Raw genomic sequence first — 17540 nt, 5'->3', positions numbered from 1 at the left:
GATTTGAATTGCTTAATAATGAATCAAAAGCTGCTTTACATGTTATGCTTTCTTATAATAGCGATTTAGCTATTGCTCATGCATTAAAAGAAAAGTTATTAAAAATTACTGAAACTGCATCTTCTTCTAAGGAAGCTCGTACTTTATTAAAGGAATGGATAAAACTTGCTCAAAATAGTGGTCTTAAAGAATTCAAAAAATGTGCTGATACTTATATTAGATATTTCGATGGAATAGTTAATTCTTTTGATATTCCTTACACAAATGCTTGTATAGAAGGATTTAATAACAAGATTAAAGTTATTAAAAGAAATGCCTTCGGCTTTAAAAATTTTGATAGGTTTAGAAATAGAATACTTCATTGTTGTAACTAAATTTTATAAAATATTATATTTAAAAGAACCCAACTACCGTTGGTCTTTTTGTCATGCAAACTTTTAGGCAAACTCCCTCAAAACCAATTTATCTTTCTAAAATTCCTCTCAAATAAGAAAGGACAGGCATTCTAAATGAATACCCGCCCCAACTATTGACAAAGAGCCTTTTTATAAACAAAGATATGCATTCTAATCAAATACACATTTCAATTATAAAACCTAAATAAAAAAGCACGCTCATCGCGTGCTTAATGGAGCCGGCTATAGGAATCGAACCTACAACCTACTGATTACAAGTCAGTTGCTCTGCCAATTGAGCTAAGCCGGCAAATATGGCGACCCAGAAGGGGCTCGAACCCTCGACCTCCGGCGTGACAGGCCGGCACTCTAACCAGCTGAGCTACTGGGCCATTTTTGGTGGGCACGACAGGGCTCGAACCTGTGACCCTCTGCTTGTAAGGCAGATGCTCTCCCAGCTGAGCTACGCGCCCATATGGTGACCCCTAGGGGATTCGAACCCCTGTTACCACCGTGAAAGGGTGGTGTCTTAACCACTTGACCAAGGGGCCATCATCTTTCACTGTCTCGGCTCATCGCCCCGACACTTGTATATATTACACTATTTTTCGTGTTAAGTCAACACCTTTTTTAAAAATTTTTTTCAGTAAATATTGGAAAATAAATAGAATAAAAAGCCCTATGAATAACCTAATTATTCATAGGGCTATAATCTTTTAAAACTTATTTATAACCATTGTCTGACTTCTGTTAGGACCAACAGATACTATTGATACTCTTGTTCCTGTATATTCTTCTATAAATCTTAAATATTTCTTTGCATTTTCATGTAGGTCATCAAATGTTTTAGCACCTTCTACTGAATTATCCCAGCCTTCAAATTCCTTATATATTGGCTTACATCTTTCTAAATCCTCAAGTGAAGCTGGGAAATAGTCTATTACTTTACCATCTAGTTCATATCCAACACATACCTTTATCTTTTCAATCCCTGCTAATGTATCTAGTTTTGTTATTGCAAGACTTGTTAAACCAGATATTCTAACCGCATATTTTAATATAACTAAATCCAGCCATCCACATCTTCTAGCACGTCCAGTTGTTGTACCATATTCAAAGCCCTTTTCTCTTATATAATCTCCCATCTCATCAAATAACTCTGTTGGGAATGGACCTTTTCCCACTCTAGTCGTATATGCTTTACATACACCTATTGCATTTGTTATCATTGTTGGACCAATACCTGCACCAACACAAACTCCACCTGATATTGGATGTGATGATGTAACATATGGGTATGTTCCATAATCTATATCTAAAAGAGTTCCTTGTGCTCCTTCAAACAGCACCTTTTTACCTGATTTAATCGCATCATACAGTACAACTGAAGTATCTTTAACAAATGGTCTTAATCTCTCCCCATATTCTACATATTCCTTATAAACTTCATCAAAGTTTAATTCTTCTCCTCCATATACTTCTTTTATAATTCTATTTTTTGCTGCTATGTTTATCTCTAGCTTTTCTTTAAGAGTTTCTTTATTTAAAAGATCACAAACTCTAATTCCTGTTCTTTCATGCTTATCTGTATAACATGGTCCTATACCTTTACCTGTTGTTCCTATATCCTTATTTCCCCTCATCTGCTCTGATAGTCTATCTATAAGTTTATGATAAGGCATAATAACATGTGCTCTATCACTTACTATTAACTTATCTTCAGATACCTTTACTCCTTCTTTTTCTAGATAACTTAATTCATCAAAAAATGCCTTTGGATCTATTACCACACCATTCCCTATAACGCAAAGTTTAGTATCATATAGAATACCAGAAGGTATAAGATGAAGTTTATATTTTTTATCTAAAACCTCAACTGTATGTCCAGCATTATTTCCACCCTGATATCTAACTACTACATCTGCTCCTTCTGCTAAAAAGTCTGTTATCTTACCTTTTCCTTCATCGCCCCACTGAGCTCCTATTACAACTAGTCCTGACATAAAATCACCTCATCCTGTTTATTATTTCTCTTGCGATAATAACTCCAGATACAGAAGCTTGTGCAAGTCCTCTTGTAACTCCTGCACCGTCACCTGCTGCAAATAGATTTTTAATTTGCGTTTCTAAACAATTTGAAAGCTTAAGCCTCATTGAATAGAACTTAACTTCAACTCCATATAAAAGAGTGTGTTTGGAATAAATACCTGGTGCTACTTTATCAAGTGCCTCCAACATCTCTATTATATCCTTTAAAAATCTATATGGTAATACCAAACTTAAATCTCCTGGAGTTGCATCCACTAAAGTAGGTTCAACAAGTCCTCTTCTTAACCTTTCCTCAGTTGTTCTTCGGCCCTCTAGGAGATCTCCTAACCTTTGAACTATAACTCCTTCACCTAACATATTAGCAAGGCTTGCAATATACTTACCATATGCTATTGGAGATTTAAAGGGCTTTGTAAAGTTTTTGCTCACTAGTAGCGCAAAATTTGTATTATTTGTCTTTTTATTTGCATAGCTGTGTCCATTTACTGTTTTGATTCCATCATTATTTTCAACAACAACTTCTCCATTTGGATTCATACAGAAGGTTCTTACTCTGTCATCAAAGGATTTTGTATAGTATATAAGCTTTGATTCATATACTGCATCTGTTATCTCCTTCATAACTATAGATGGACATTCGACTCTAACACCTATGTCTACTGGGTTTGTGTCAAATTCTAATTTTAATCTTTCAACTTCTTTGAAGAACCAATCGGAACCTTCACGCCCTGGACAAACAACTACATATTTTGCTCTATATTCCTCTCCTTCTTGAGTAATAATTCCCTTAATACTGTCATCCTCAACTATAATTTCCTTTACAGGTTTTAATGTAAAAACATCTATCTTCTTTCTTAGGTATTCTTCCATAGCCTTTAATATATTAAAACAGTTATCTGTTCCTAAATGTCTTATTCTAGCTGGTATAAACTTTAAATCTGCTGCAGCTGCCTTTCTCATTATCTCTTCAACTTTAGGTGTTATTTCTCCATGCACTTCACTTGGTCCACCAAATTCTAAATATATTTTATCTATATAATCAATTAGATTTTGTAACTCTCTTTTTTCAATGTATTCATCTAAAACTCCACCAAACTCAGTAGTTAGTGTTAATTTTCCATCACTATATGCTCCTGCTCCTCCCCATCCTGATACAATAGAACATGGAGTGCATTTTACACACTTTACCTTATTTTCACTGCTGGGGCATTTTCTATTCATCATACTTTTACCCTTTTCAAATAAGGCAATACTTAAATTAGAATTTTGCCTTACTAATTCAAGAGCTGTAAATATTCCTGCTGGACCTCCACCAACTATAATTACATCATAATTTTTCATAATACCCCTCCTTTTTACTCCAATAAAATACTACCAAACCCATTTATATAAGTCAATCAAAATTCGAATAATTTTATTGTTGATTTATATAATATTCGTTATATAACAAAATATATTTAAATTTTAAATGTATAATATTTGTATAATAACATATAAAACCCTACATTATGTAGGGCCTATACAATTAACATTATTATAATTAATACACTTAATATTATTCCTATATTAAATATTATTTTATAACTAGGTACATTTTTAAATTTTAATCTTAAATATAAAGAAAATGCTCCATTTATAAAATAGACTAAAAGAGAAACTACTTTAAAATATTTATTTGTTAAAATAGGTGATTTCCCCTCTAAAATCATTAAAACAATAAGTAAACCAATTAAATTAATTGACATTATTGTTTTATATATAATCCTATTTAATTTAGTATTATTAATCTCCTCAATTACTTCTTGCTTTATATCATTAATATATCTTTCCGTTCCATCTCCAATTCTAGTTTTAGATATTTTAGAACAAATTATTTGTACTATTTCTTTACTTTTTTCTATTTTTCTACTGTCAATACAAAGGCTTTTTTTAAAGTCAAGTTTTATATCCTTATCTCTTCCCATTTCCTTTTCTGTAGAGGGAGGATTTGTTCCTCTTATAAGCCACCTATTTCCCTCTTTGTATTTATCCACAATAAAGGTTAAAAAAACTCCCGATTTATTCACAGTTTCCACAAGATATATGTTGTTAAAGTATATAACTCTATCATTTTTTTTCGATTCACCATAGTATTCTATCCTATCATTGTGAATTATAACCTTTATCCTATTTACTCTAAAGTATGTATAAACTCCTAATGTAATTATTAGTATAGAAGTCAATACGACTTCATAACCTATATTCTTCCCACTAAATATAGGTATAACCCCTACTGCTATTCCAAACATTATAAGTAGTAGACTTTCAACTTTAACAGTTTTACTTGCTCTATACATTTTATCACTCCCTTCATAGTAAAAGTTCTATTTAATATTAATATATCCTTCTTACCAAAATTAAAAATTTGTAGTAAATTAGAAGTAGATACTAAAGAAGGAGTGATATTGTGGATAACTTGGGATTTATAAAGGTGGCAGCTTCTTCTCCAAAGCTTAAAGTTGCAAACCCTTTTTATAATGCTGAGGAAATAAAAAAAATTATACTTGAAGCAGACAAAAATTTAGCCAAAATAATAGTGTTTCCTGAGCTTTGTATAACAGGATATACATGTGCTGATCTGTTTTTACAAAAAAAATTAATAGACGAAAGCTATAAGGCATTAAAGGAACTCATTGATTCAACTTCCAACACAGACATTCTTTGTGCTGTAGGAATGCCTATTGTATTAAATCATATCCTCTTAAACTGTGCTGTTTTATTTAAATCAGGAAAAATACTTGCAGTAATACCTAAGATGTACATACCAAATTATAAAGAATTCTATGAGAAAAGATGGTTTACATCTGGATTTGAAGTTTCTAACATAGATGAAATAAATATATTAGGACAAAAAGTACCCTTTGGCAACGTAATAGTACAAGATAAAGATTTGAACGTAAGAATAGGAGTAGAAATATGTGAAGATGTATGGGCTCCAATACCTCCAAGCAGTTTTCTTTGCATAAATGGAGCAAACATTATATTAAATTTATCTGCCAGCAACGAAGTTGTTGCAAAATCAGATTATAGACGTGAATTAATTAAAGGACAAAGTGCAAGATGTATATGTGGTTATGTATACGCTTCAGCCTCAGTTTATGAATCAACTACAGATTTAGTCTTTAGTGGTGATCTTTTGATTTGTGAAAATGGATCTCTTTTAAATTCTTCTGAAAAGTTTAAAAGAGAGAGTCAAATAATATATTCATATATTGATGTTGACAGAATAAATTCAGAAAGACTAGTAAATAAAACATTTTCAGATAGTTTAAGAGTTTCAAATATGACATACAAAACTGTAGATATTAAATTTAACAACATAAGCTTAGATAACTTCGATAGAATTATAAATCCTACTCCATTTATCCCTTCAAATAAACAAGAAATAGATATAAGGTGTGAAGAAATATTCAATATACAAGTTACAGGCCTTGCAAAGAGGATTGAACATACTGGTTTAAATAAAGCCGTAATAGGAATATCTGGGGGACTTGATTCTACCCTAGCTTTACTTGTAACATATAAAACATTTAAAGAACTAAAAATACCATCTGAAAACATAATTGCTATTACTATGCCCGGCTTTGGAACAACAGATAGAACATATACAAATGCAGTTAACTTAATAAAATCTCTAGGATGTACTTTAAAAGAAATAAATATAAAAGATGCTTGTCTACAGCACTTTAAGGACATTGGTCATGACAAAGATATACATGATTTAACCTATGAAAACACTCAAGCAAGGGAAAGAACTCAAATATTAATGGATATTGCAAATAAGATAGGTGGAATAGTGGTTGGAACAGGAGATCTATCCGAACTTGCTTTAGGTTGGTGTACATATAATGGTGATCATATGTCTATGTATGCAGTAAATTCAAGCATACCAAAGACACTAATAAAATTTTTAGTCAACTGGTATGCAGAAAAAACAGAAGACATAAAGACAAAAGATATTTTAATAGATATACTTGAAACTCCTATTAGCCCTGAACTTCTTCCACCAGATAAAGAAGGAAAGATTAAACAAAAAACAGAGGATGCGGTAGGCCCATATGAACTTCATGATTTCTTCATATACTATGCTATAAGATATAACATGCCATCTGAAAAAGTATTATTCCTTGCAGAACATGCGTTTAAAGGTAAATACGATAGAGATTATATAAAAAAATGGCAAAATGTATTTTACAAAAGATTTTTCACTCAACAGTTTAAACGTTCCTGCATGCCTGATGGACCAAAAGTTGGAACAGTATGCTTCTCTCCTAGAGGAGACCTTAGAATGCCATCAGATGCTGACTCAAGTATATGGCTATAAAAAAGTCCTTTTGGCAACTGCCAAAAGGACTTTCATGCATTATGATATCTATCAAGATTTCCAAACTTAGTATATTGTCCAAGCCAAGCAAGTTCTACAGTTCCTGTTGGACCATTTCTCTGCTTTGCTATGATTACTTCAGCTATATTTTTCTTCTCTGATTCCTTGTTATAGTATTCATCTCTATATAAAAACATAACAAGGTCAGCGTCCTGTTCTATAGAACCTGATTCTCTAAGGTCTGAAAGGATTGGTCTATGATCTGCTCTAGCCTCTGGAGCACGTGAAAGCTGTGATAGTGCAATCACAGGAGCATTCATCTCCTTTGCAAGAGCCTTAAGGGATCTTGATATTTCAGATACTTCTTGTTGTCTACTTTCAGATTTTTTACCCCCACTCATAAGCTGAAGATAGTCTACCATTATTAAATCAAGTCCCTTTTCCATCTTTAATCTTCTGCATTTTGAACGCATCTCCATTATAGATATACCTGGTGTATCATCAATAAAAATAGATGCCTTAGACATTGGACTAGCTGCTCTTGCAAGTCTTAACCAATCCTCATCGTCTAAATCTCCTGTCCTAAGCTTTAACATATCAACATTAGCCTCTGAACAGAGCATTCTATATACAAGTTGTTCCTTTGACATTTCAAGGCTAAATATTGCAACACTCTTACCTGCCCTTAATGCTGCATGAAGGGCTATATTTAAAACAAAGGCTGTCTTACCCATTGAAGGTCTAGCTGCTACAAGAATAAAATCTCCCTTTTGAAATCCTGAAGTTTTTCTATCTAAATCTATAAAACCAGATGGTATACCTGTTGTATCACCTTTAAATTTATATACATGCTCTATTTGTTCAAAACTTCTTTCTAATATAGGTTTAATGGACTCAAAATCCTCATTTTTCTTCTTTTGGGATATGTCAAATATACTTTTTTCTGCCTCTCCTAAAACTTCTTCAACATCATCCTGTTCGTTATAACATCTATCCATTATTCTATGAGAAGCAGATATTAAACTTCTCAACAAATATTTTTCTTCCACAATTTTAGCATAATATTTGGCATTAGACACAATGGGTACTGAGGAGATAAGGTCACTTATATAAGAAATTCCTCCAACCGCCTCAAGTAAATCTCTTCCTTTTAATGTATCTATTAATGTAATCATATCAACAGGTTTTCCATCATTGTGTATCTCCATTATTGTTTTATAAAGAAGTTTATGTCCTTCTTTATAAAACTCATCACCTGTTAATATCTCTGAAACTTCATATATAATATCATTTTCAATTATCATTGCACCTAAAACTGACTGTTCAGCTTCTAAATTATGTGGAGGAACTCTTAATTGTGCTTCCATGTCCTCACCTCCTAAAATACAATATCAAGTAATTCTCTTATATCACTAACAGCAATTATATTTGCATCTTCTATATTTAATGGAACATCCTTCTCATTTTCCTTAGGAATTATTATATTTTTAATTCCACCCTGAAGTGCCCCATATATTTTTTCTGGTATACCACCAACAGGCTTTACCCCTCCTGTAAGTGATATCTCTCCTGTTATTGCAATATCTTGTCTTATTGGCCTATTTTCAACTGCACTTAATATAGCTAGTGTAATAGCAAGTCCCGCTGAAGGACCTTCTATATTTCCTCCACCTATCACATTAACATGAACATCATAATATGATAGGTCTTCTCCTGTTAGCTGTCTAATTACAGTTGCAGCATTAAACACTGAATCTTTTGCCATAGTTCCTGCAGTATCATTAAACCTTACTGTACCTGAAGGAGAATCCTTTTTAAATACAACTGCTTCTATTTCTAAAACTGAACCTAAAAATCCATATACTCCAAGTCCATAGGTCTTACCTACTTCCTTTGTATCTTTTGAATAATTCTTAAACTGTGGAGTCAATCTTGATAGTGCTGCAACTTCATAAACATCTTGAAGAGTTATAGTTATATTCTCTGTTCCACGTTTTTGAACAACATATCCATAGACATCAGAAAGAATATTTACAGCCTTTCTACCTTCAAGAGTATATTCGCTTATTGCCTCTTTTGCTTCATCTTCTATTTCAATTTTTAACTTCTTTGCAGCATTTGAAACAATCTGAATTATGTGCTTTTTAGTTAAAGGTTCAAAATAAACTTCTGCACATCTTGATCTTAACGCTGGATTTATCTCACTTGGATCCCTTGTTGTAGCACCAATTAATATAAAATCAGCTGGTGCCCCCTCATTAAATAGCTTCTTTATATACTGAGGTACACTTTCGTCGTCTGGGTCATAATATGAAGATGAAAATTCAACCTTCTTATCCTCTAGTACCTTTAACAGCTTATTTTGAAGCATTTCATCCATTTCACCAATTTCATCTATAAAAAGAACTCCACCATGGGCCTTAGTTACAAGTCCAAGCTTTGGTTCTGGGATACCTGTTTCTATAAAATCCCTTTTTGCTCCTTGATATATAGGATCATGTACTGAACCTAATAGTGGACTTGTTATTTCTCTTGGATCCCATCTTAATGTTGTACCATCAACTTCAACAAATGGTGCATCTTCTCTAAATACAGACGTTTTAAATTCCTTTGCTATTTTTAAGGCTAATCTTGCTGCAGTAGTTTTTCCGACACCTGGCGGACCATAAAGTATTACATGCTGAGGATAAGGAGAACAAAGTTTTGATATCAAGGCTGTTAAGGCCCTCTCCTGACCTACAATTTCATCCTTATTATCAGGCCTTAAAAATTCCATTATTGATTTTGAAAGCTTTATTGTATCAAGCTTTTGCAGTTCAACTAGCTTTTTTAATGTCCTGCTGTTTTCTACTCCATTTTTCTTTTTAATTATATTTAGTTTTACTTCTTCAATAAGCTTGTCTTGTTTTTCAAGAAGATACTTTTCAACCTCTTGATCAATCTCATCTTCAACATATCTTAAAGCTATCTTTTTAGAAAGCTCCTTTTTGATTTCTTGAATACAATTTATTGGGTCGTCTACATAATCATTCTTTTTTAAAACAAGCCTCTGTAGAGCATATATCTTTTCTTCTACTTTATCACTTTTATAATGCTTTTTTAAATTCAACTTCTTTAATGCTTCATTAACATATTTTTCACCATATAGCTTGTTTAGTAGCTCCTTTAGTGCTTCAACTTGAACGTCAATGTCATTCATCATGTTTGTGAAATTGTTTTTTAGATCTACTGCTAAATTATTTTTTCTGTTCAATGAAATACTCCTCTCTATTTTTGTAAAATAGATACCTTAAGTTTTGCAACAACTTCTGGATATACCTTTACATCAACAGTATATACACCTGCAATCTTTATAGCTTCAGGTAACTCTATTTTCTTTTTATCAATTTCTATGTTATGCTGCTTTTTTAATGCATCTGCTATATCCTTTGATGTAACAGAACCAAAAATCTTTCCATTATCTCCAACCTTAACTGCTACTTCAACAGTAAGTTGAGATAATTTCTTTGAAAGTTCTTGAGCAGCCAAAAGCTCTTCTCTCTTTTTCTCTGCTTCCTTTGCTTTTTTCTCTTGAAGAACTCTTAAATTTCCTTCAGTAGCCTCAACAGCAAGTTTTTTTGGAAATAAATAGTTTCTTGCATATCCATCTGAAACATTTATAACTTCATCCTTCTTACCTACACCCTTAATATCAGCTGTTAATATAACCTTCATTTTTCGTCACTCTCCTTTAAGTAATTTTTTATTGACTCTAAAAGTAACTTCTTAGCATCAGAAATATTTATGTCATCAAGTTGTGCACCTGCTATTGTCATGTGGCCTCCGCCACCTAAGTTTTCTAAAATCAACTGAACATTAATTGTTCCTAATGATCTCCCGCTTATTACAACTTCATCATTTAACTTAGCAAGAACAAAGGATGCCTCTACACCTTCTAAAGTTAAAAGTTCATCTGCAGCCTGAGGTATAACCAAAGGATTTTTAACCATCCCTTCATACACTGCAATAGCTATTTTATCATTAATCTCTGCATTTGCAACTAGTTTTGTCCTCTCTTTGTATGTCTCTAAATCATCCATAAATAACTTTTTAACCTCTACAATATCTACTCCATTCTTTTTTAAAAATCCTGCTGCCTCAAATGTTCTAACACCAGTTTTAAATGAGAAATTCTTAGTATCCATATATATACCAGCCATAAGCGCCTGAAGTTCTATTTGTTCTATATGTGGCTTTTCGCTTAAATATTGAAGTATCTCAGTAACTAGTTCACATGTTGAACTAGCATAAGGTTCTATATATGTCATAGTTGCATTATCTATAAAATCTGCACTCTTTCTATGATGGTCAATTATAACTATATTCTTAGCATGATCAACAAGCTGAGGACATTCTACAAACTTTTTTCTATGAACATCAACTATAATAAGAAGTGCCCCAGACATTACCTTTTGTAGAGCAGTTTCACAATTTATAAAAACCCCATTATATGCATTTGTTTTATTTACTTTATCCATTATTTTTTCTATAGAACTATTTATACCATTTAATACTATATAAGCATCCCTTTCAAGAAGTTTTACTCCTCTGTACATTCCAAGAGCTGCACCTAATGAATCAATATCGGGTGACTCATGTCCCATAATAACAACTTCTTCTGTCTGATCTATCAAATCTGATAAAGCATGTGCAATAACCCTTGCTCTAACCCTTGTTCTTTTTTCAACCTCTTTAGTCTTTCCACCAAAAAAGGATAATCTATCTCCATCTTTAACTACCGCTTGGTCTCCACCCCTACCTAATGCTAAATCCTTAGCAGCTACTGCAAACTGATGTGTTTTTCCTATTGTATCTCCATTTCTTCCAATACCAATGCTTAAAGTCACAGGTATTTTATTTCCAACATCAATTTCTCTTATTTTATCTAATATATCAAATTTATTTTCAACTAAAGAATCAAAATATTGATTTTCAAAAACAAGAATGTACTTACTATTTTCATACTTTCTAATCAATGCATCAATTGAAAATGCAAAGGCATTAATTCTGTTATCTATTTCAGCTAAAAGTGTTGGTCTATTTATATCTTCTGTACTCTTTATAACTTCATCAAAATTATCTACTTCTAATAACGCAACAATTGATTTTTTATCATTGTACATTTCATAAAGAGTATAATAGTTTGTATAATCTATAAAATACAAAAGATATATATACCTATCCTTTTCTTTTTCTGTTTCCACAGGACTTATTAATACATTAAATACCTTATCATTTATAATAACCTTTTCATAAACATTCTTCCTATCTTTTAAAATTTTCTCTGAATCAAAGTCCTTGATAAAGTATTTTATATCCTTACCATATAAATTCACCTTGGTATTACCATAAAAAAGCGAATTAGCCCATAGAATTTTTCCACTACTATCTACTATAACAAGTGGTATAGGAATTTTGGATAGTGTGTTCTTACCAGCAATGTCAATGTCAGCCGACAATGTCTCTACAAACTTTGAAAATTCTTGGCTCCTTATCTTATTAATCTGTAAATTGTAATAGATAAGATAAGCATAAAAAGCAAGACCTATAAATCCTAATGGTATATTATAAAACATAAGTATAGCCAAAAGCAAAGCAATAAATGTCATATAAAGTTTTGTGTTAGGAAAAAATTTGTAAAATTTATTATCCATAATATATCTCCTCCTGCGAGGAATTTCTATCTTCTGATTCTCATATAGTCTAATCCTCTATAGTTAAATATATAATCTAGAACTCCAACTATAAATAAAAGGTTAGATAAAGGCGATGTTGCTATCATAAGTATTATCAAAAATCTTAAGGTACCCTTCATATTCTTTTTAATAAAATAATAGTCTACCGCTGCTATACCATTTATGCTAAATATAAAATTAAAAAGTATTTGAGCATTAAAGTAATACATTGCAGAATTATTTACTTTCATTAAAACAAGTAGAAAACTGATTAGAACTATAACAAAAATTGCTGTTGCTAGTTTTACAGACACAAACCATTCTGATAAAGGCTTTATCCTCTCAACATTATAACCAAACCTATTGAAAATTTTATGTGCAAACAAATAACTTATAAGTGAAGTTACTATTGAATATATGATCATAGTAGAAGGAAATATCATTTTTATAATATCTGCATTAGGTATAACCCTATTTAAAACTGAATCTATTTGTTCTTGAGGAACTCCTATTGCCCCATACATTTGCTTTGCCATTTTTACAGATTCATCTATCATCTCTGTCATTGTTTTTATTATATCCTGTCCTAATATTAATCCAGATATCTTTACAATAACTGCAGTTGAAATAAACACAACAGCTGACATAATTATTATTGTCAATAAGACACTTTTTCTATTTTTTATACAATATCCCATAGCAAGCCCTAAAAGACCGTAAATTAAAGCAAATGTTACAGCTGTTACAGGATCCACAGTAAATGCAACAATTGAACCAGTAGCAATTATTGATAATATACTGTATTTAAAACCATGTCTTAAATGTACAAGAGCTATAGGCATAGGCCACAAAAATAATCCTATAAAATATAAAAATGGTAAATATATACTAGCTAATATAAGAACAACATTAATTGCGGTAAGAAGACCTGCTTCCACTATAGAACGTGTCTGTGTCCTATTCTGCATAATTAAACCTCTCTTCCTTCCTTTATATAAGATATAAGCTTTGCACAATCTTGATATTGTGTATCTGTCTCCTCCTTTAATAAACCAAGCTTTAACTTTTTAACTATTTTATCATCAATTTCAGAAAAACTTATACCTAGTCTTCTTCCTAGCATATAAGACAATATTATTATTTCTGAAAGCTCATCTATTATTTCATCTGTACTTGACTTATTTCCCTTTGCCATACTTGTAAAAAGATCGGCAACAGATGAAAGTAAAAAGGCTTTATAATTCTCTATTAATTTTATATTATCTAATATATTAAGTTCATCTGAACTAAACATCAAAATCCCCCCACCACAAGTTAAATTACATTAATACAATTATAGCATATTTATTACTATTGTAAAAATAAAAAAGTGCCTAAAATTTAGGCACTTTCTTATTCTGCTGTATATGGAAGTAGAGCTACATTTCTTGCTCTCTTTATAGCTATTGTAAGCTCTCTTTGATGCTTTGCACAGTTTCCTGTTATTCTCTTTGGAAGAATCTTTCCTCTTTCTGTAATGTACTTCTTAAGTCTTGCTACATCCTTGTAATCGATGTATTCAACTTTATCCATACAGAAAGCACAAACTCTCTTCTTCTTTCTTTGCTTAAAGTTTCCCTTAGCGTTTGCCATCTTTCTACCCTCCTTACCTCAAGAATTAGACTAGAATGGAACTTCTTCTCCTTCAACCGGTATAAAATCGTGATTATAATCATCTATAGGAGATTCGTAATCTTGGCCATAAACACTTGAAGTTCCTCTTTGTGCTGAACCTCCGTCCTTTGGCCAATCTAAAAACTTAACTTCATCCGCAACAACCTCTGTCACATACCTTGTGCTGCCATCTTGGGCCTGATACTTTCTTGTTTGAATAGACCCAGACACTGCCACAAGCCTTCCTTTTCCTAGGTTGTTTGCAACATTTTCAGCAAGCTTCCTCCAGCATATAACTGGAATGAAATCTGTTTCTCTCTGTCCTGTTTGGCTTACGTAGTTTCTGTCAACAGCAACAGTAAAGGTGGCTACGGCAATACCAGACCCAGCAGTAAATCTTAATTCAGGGTCTCTTGTTAACCTGCCTATTAAAATAACCTTATTCAAATTAAACACCACCTATTAATTACTTTTCTAACTTAACAACTATATGTCTTATAACACCGTCGGAGATTCTTAGCACTCTGTCTAATTCTTTTGGTAATTCGGCATTACCTGAGAAGTTCATAAGAACATAGTATCCTTCATTCATGTGCTTAATTTCATAAGCAAGCTTTCTCTTTCCCCATTCGTCTATGTTCTCAACTTCTCCTCCGCCATTGATAACAACGTTCTTAAACTTTTCTACGTTAGCCTTTACTTCTTCTTCGCTTAGGTTTGGTGCTAATACGTAAAGTGCTTCATACTTTCTCATCTCGTTCACCTCCTCCCTCCGGACTAAACGGCTCATTAAATGAGCAGGGATTACAACTGTTACATAATAACACATTATTTTAAATTAGTCAAGTCTTCATTTTGTTCAGATGCAGATTTAACTACTTTCTTAACTACCTTTTCAAACTTAACCCTAGGAAGCATAACTATTCGCCCACATCCTGTACATTTAATCTTAATATCCGCCCCAAGTCTTATAATTTCCCACGTTTTACTACCACAAGGATGGACTTTTCTTGTTTCAACTATATCTCCCAAATTAAAAACCTTAATCAATTACTTTCCTCCTTCCTTATTTAATATAACTCTTCTTGGATATGGAATCTCTATACCTTCTTTATCTAGCCTGTATTTTATTCTTCTTCTAAGTTCCATTTCAACAGCCCACTGTTTCATTGGGATAGTTTTTGCCACAATTCGTATTGTTATTCCAGATTCACCTAGTTTTACTACACCTAGAACATCTGGACCCTCAACTATATCTTGAATATCCTTTTTTACATCATCACATACTTCCTTTATTACAAAAATTGCATGATCTATATCCTCCTCATATGCTATATCAACGTCAACTAATGCCCTCATATTTCCTCTTGATTTATTTGTAACTTTGCTTATTGTTCCATTTGGAATTATGTGAAGATCTCCCGAAAAATCCCTAAGTTTAGTTACTCTAATTCCTATAGCTTCAACAAACCCTGATAGACCATCAATTACAACATAATCTCCAACTGCAAATTGATCCTCAAAAAGAATAAATACACCAGATATTATATCCTTCACTAAATTTTGAGCTCCAAATCCTATTGCAACACCAGCAACTCCAGTTACTGCAATAACAGTCTTTATATCAAATATCCAAATTGCAGCCACAAAATACATGGAATATCTTAATAAACTTTTAAAAAGTTCCTGTAAAGTAGCCGCCTTCTTTTCATTTAAACCAAACTTTGACCTCTTTTGTCTTTCAAAAAATGAATGAATTATCTTTTCACCTATTTTGATTATAACTAAGCAAATCACAAGTATAGCTATAGCCCTTGAAAATTTCAATGTACCATCCACTATTTTTTCTTGAGTTAAATTACTTTCTACTGCCTCTTTAAATTTATTTACAAAATTCACTTTTTCACCTCCCCAAAATGAAAGATTAAGGCTATGGCCTTAATCTTTCTAACTTCTTAACATCGTCCTTTATATATCTATAAACTTCTTTAATTCTAATTTTTCCTTCATTAACAAGCTTATCAATTTTACTTAAATTTTCTTCTGAAGTTAAGATAGAAATACCACAGCTTAATGTGATTTCTCTTGGTGTTGGTATAATTTGAACATTAACATCTGAATTTTTAAGTGCTGCTTCCGCCTGTATAGCAAAATTTGTACTTTCAAAAGTAATTATTATATATTCCATAATCTACATCATCCTCATATTTTTATAGTATTTGTAGCTCTATGCATTTTTTCAACAATTGTATACATATTTGATACTGTACCTACTTTTAATTTATCAGATAGATTATAAAAATTCAAACATGTTCCACATGATAGTATTTCTACTCCATGTTGTTCTAAAACCTTTAAGCTTTCTAATACATCTGAACCTTCTGTTGTTAGTTTTACACCTGCATTTATAAATATTATTGTTTTTGGCTTTTCTTCAACCTCTGTTAGTGAATATACATAGCTCTTCATTAAAGTTCTACCTAAAACATCATCTCCATGTCCTAAAGTATCACTTGTAATTACTATAACAATGTTACCATTATCCTTTAAATCAGTTGTATTACATTTTTCTAACTTCTTTATAATAACATGTATTCCTTCTACATCCTCTAAAACTCTATATTCATATCCATAATTTTGAGCAAGTTTTGATAGATTTTCTCTTGCGCCTTCATTATCTACTAAAACTTCAATTTCTCCAGAATTTATGTTATCTAATTCCTTCTTAGTCATGATTACTGGTTTTGGACAAGCAAGCCCCCTACAATCAATCTTTTTCATCTACATCCCCTCCAACTTTTTTGTCCTTATCCTCTATTATATCAATTATTGCCTGGGCAATTCTAGCCATACTTACCCCTTTATCCATACTCTTTTTTCTAATATATTCATAAGCCCTCTCTTCTGTAAGATTGTATTTTTTCATTATTAATCCCTTCGCCTTATCTATTATCTTTCTCTCTTTTAGTTTTTTATCCATGTTTATTAAATTTTTATAGTTAAAATATGCTGATTCTATAGCATATCTTAAATTAAATGCATTTATAGGTTTTTGTAAATATGCAAAAACTAACTTGTCTTTAAGCTTATCATAGTACTCATCTATACTTCCTTTAATTGTAATAATACAAGGGCAAATACCCTGTTTTTCAACTACATCTGATATTTCAAAGGCCGACATACCTCTTAAGTTTACATCAATAATTGATACATCTGGGTTTAGACTTCTAATCTTTCTTAAAAGGGCTGACCCTGACGTTTCAAGTGCAACAACATTACACCCCATTTGTACAAGCATTATCTGAATTGACTTTAATACCTCTTCATCATTATCTCCAACTGCAACTTTAAGTCTATCCATATTTA

At 31.9% G+C, this 17540-nt stretch carries 19 protein-coding genes and 4 tRNA genes; 2 read left to right on the top strand and 21 right to left on the bottom strand.

Going from position 1 to position 17540, the window contains the following annotated elements:
- Nucleotides 1–374, top strand: a 374-nt coding sequence (locus TCEL_RS13865) for a transposase (RefSeq protein ID WP_040683700.1), incomplete at its 5' end; no start/stop codon positions are given.
- Between the two features lie 255 nt (nt 375–629).
- Here TCEL_RS13865 and TCEL_RS10680 read toward each other — a convergent pair.
- From TCEL_RS10680 to TCEL_RS10650, 7 genes are all read right to left on the bottom strand, one after another.
- Nucleotides 630–705 (bottom strand) — tRNA-Thr (locus TCEL_RS10680).
- A 5-nt stretch (nt 706–710) separates the two neighbouring features.
- A tRNA-Asp gene (locus TCEL_RS10675) sits at nt 711–787 on the bottom strand.
- A 5-nt stretch (nt 788–792) separates the two neighbouring features.
- Nucleotides 793–868 (bottom strand) — tRNA-Val (locus tag TCEL_RS10670).
- Between the two features lie 3 nt (nt 869–871).
- A tRNA-Glu gene (locus TCEL_RS10665) sits at nt 872–946 on the bottom strand.
- A 165-nt stretch (nt 947–1111) separates the two neighbouring features.
- Nucleotides 1112–2398: an adenylosuccinate synthase gene (locus tag TCEL_RS10660; RefSeq protein ID WP_018664181.1), complete on the bottom strand. Its 1287-nt coding sequence runs from the start codon at nt 2396–2398 to the stop codon at nt 1112–1114.
- 4 nt (nt 2399–2402) lie between these two features.
- The gene (locus tag TCEL_RS10655) at nt 2403–3788 is read right to left on the bottom strand and encodes an NAD(P)/FAD-dependent oxidoreductase (protein WP_278199835.1); all 1386 of its coding nucleotides are present in this window, start codon (nt 3786–3788) and stop codon (nt 2403–2405) included.
- Nucleotides 3789–3961: 173 nt separating this feature from the next.
- Entirely contained in the window at nt 3962–4780 is an 819-nt protein-coding gene (locus TCEL_RS10650) for a hypothetical protein (protein ID WP_018664179.1), read from the bottom strand.
- Nucleotides 4781–4890: 110 nt separating this feature from the next.
- Here TCEL_RS10650 and TCEL_RS10645 point away from each other — a divergent pair, with 110 nt between their 5' ends.
- Nucleotides 4891–6807: an NAD(+) synthase gene (locus TCEL_RS10645; protein ID WP_018664178.1), complete on the top strand. Its 1917-nt coding sequence runs from the start codon at nt 4891–4893 to the stop codon at nt 6805–6807.
- Between the two features lie 32 nt (nt 6808–6839).
- On the opposite strand, the gene TCEL_RS10640 is transcribed toward TCEL_RS10645, so the two are convergent.
- The 14 genes from TCEL_RS10640 to TCEL_RS10575 all read right to left on the bottom strand — a co-directional run bounded on the left by TCEL_RS10640 (nt 6840) and on the right by TCEL_RS10575 (nt 17535).
- A complete protein-coding gene (locus TCEL_RS10640; RefSeq protein WP_018664177.1) occupies nt 6840–8174 on the bottom strand; it encodes a replicative DNA helicase in 1335 nt (444 codons plus the stop codon).
- Nucleotides 8175–8185: 11 nt separating this feature from the next.
- Entirely contained in the window at nt 8186–10066 is a 1881-nt protein-coding gene (lonC, locus tag TCEL_RS10635) for a Lon family ATP-dependent protease (RefSeq protein ID WP_040684043.1), read from the bottom strand.
- A gap of 8 nt (nt 10067–10074) precedes the next feature.
- Nucleotides 10075–10521, bottom strand: coding sequence for a 50S ribosomal protein L9 (gene rplI, locus TCEL_RS10630; protein WP_018664175.1), 447 nt, complete (start codon nt 10519–10521; stop codon nt 10075–10077).
- A complete protein-coding gene (locus tag TCEL_RS10625; protein ID WP_018664173.1) occupies nt 10518–12500 on the bottom strand; it encodes a DHH family phosphoesterase in 1983 nt (660 codons plus the stop codon). The genes rplI and TCEL_RS10625 overlap by 4 nt, the downstream gene beginning before the upstream one ends.
- Nucleotides 12501–12526: 26 nt before the next feature.
- On the bottom strand, nt 12527–13489 hold the full coding sequence (locus TCEL_RS10620; protein WP_040684042.1) for a YybS family protein: 963 nt from the start codon (nt 13487–13489) through the stop codon (nt 12527–12529).
- A gap of 2 nt (nt 13490–13491) precedes the next feature.
- Nucleotides 13492–13815, bottom strand: coding sequence for a MazG-like family protein (locus TCEL_RS10615; RefSeq protein WP_018664169.1), 324 nt, complete (start codon nt 13813–13815; stop codon nt 13492–13494).
- Nucleotides 13816–13913: 98 nt separating this feature from the next.
- Nucleotides 13914–14153 (bottom strand): 30S ribosomal protein S18, encoded by a 240-nt coding sequence (rpsR, locus tag TCEL_RS10610; protein ID WP_018664168.1) that lies wholly within the window; start codon nt 14151–14153, stop codon nt 13914–13916.
- A 30-nt stretch (nt 14154–14183) separates the two neighbouring features.
- Nucleotides 14184–14621: a single-stranded DNA-binding protein gene (locus tag TCEL_RS10605; protein WP_018664167.1), complete on the bottom strand. Its 438-nt coding sequence runs from the start codon at nt 14619–14621 to the stop codon at nt 14184–14186.
- Nucleotides 14622–14640: 19 nt separating this feature from the next.
- Nucleotides 14641–14928 (bottom strand): 30S ribosomal protein S6, encoded by a 288-nt coding sequence (rpsF, locus tag TCEL_RS10600; protein WP_018664166.1) that lies wholly within the window; start codon nt 14926–14928, stop codon nt 14641–14643.
- A gap of 74 nt (nt 14929–15002) precedes the next feature.
- Complete coding sequence (locus TCEL_RS10595) at nt 15003–15224, bottom strand: DUF951 domain-containing protein (protein WP_018664165.1); 222 nt, start codon at nt 15222–15224, stop codon at nt 15003–15005.
- Nucleotides 15225–16073, bottom strand: a complete 849-nt coding sequence (locus TCEL_RS10590; protein ID WP_018664164.1) for a mechanosensitive ion channel family protein — start codon at nt 16071–16073, stop codon at nt 15225–15227. It lies immediately after the preceding gene.
- Nucleotides 16074–16104: 31 nt separating this feature from the next.
- Nucleotides 16105–16362 (bottom strand): putative Se/S carrier protein, encoded by a 258-nt coding sequence (locus TCEL_RS10585; protein WP_018664163.1) that lies wholly within the window; start codon nt 16360–16362, stop codon nt 16105–16107.
- 14 nt (nt 16363–16376) lie between these two features.
- Entirely contained in the window at nt 16377–16955 is a 579-nt protein-coding gene (gene yedF / locus TCEL_RS10580; RefSeq protein ID WP_018664161.1) for a sulfurtransferase-like selenium metabolism protein YedF, read from the bottom strand.
- A complete protein-coding gene (locus TCEL_RS10575) occupies nt 16942–17535 on the bottom strand; it encodes an ANTAR domain-containing response regulator (RefSeq protein ID WP_018664159.1) in 594 nt (197 codons plus the stop codon). The genes yedF and TCEL_RS10575 overlap by 14 nt, the downstream gene beginning before the upstream one ends.
- Nucleotides 17536–17540: the final 5 nt, after the last annotated feature.

Source organism: Thermobrachium celere DSM 8682, assembly GCF_000430995.1.
Lineage (GTDB): Bacteria > Bacillota > Clostridia > Clostridiales > Caloramatoraceae > Thermobrachium > Thermobrachium celere.
This window is presented reverse-complemented; position numbering and strand designations above follow the sequence as displayed.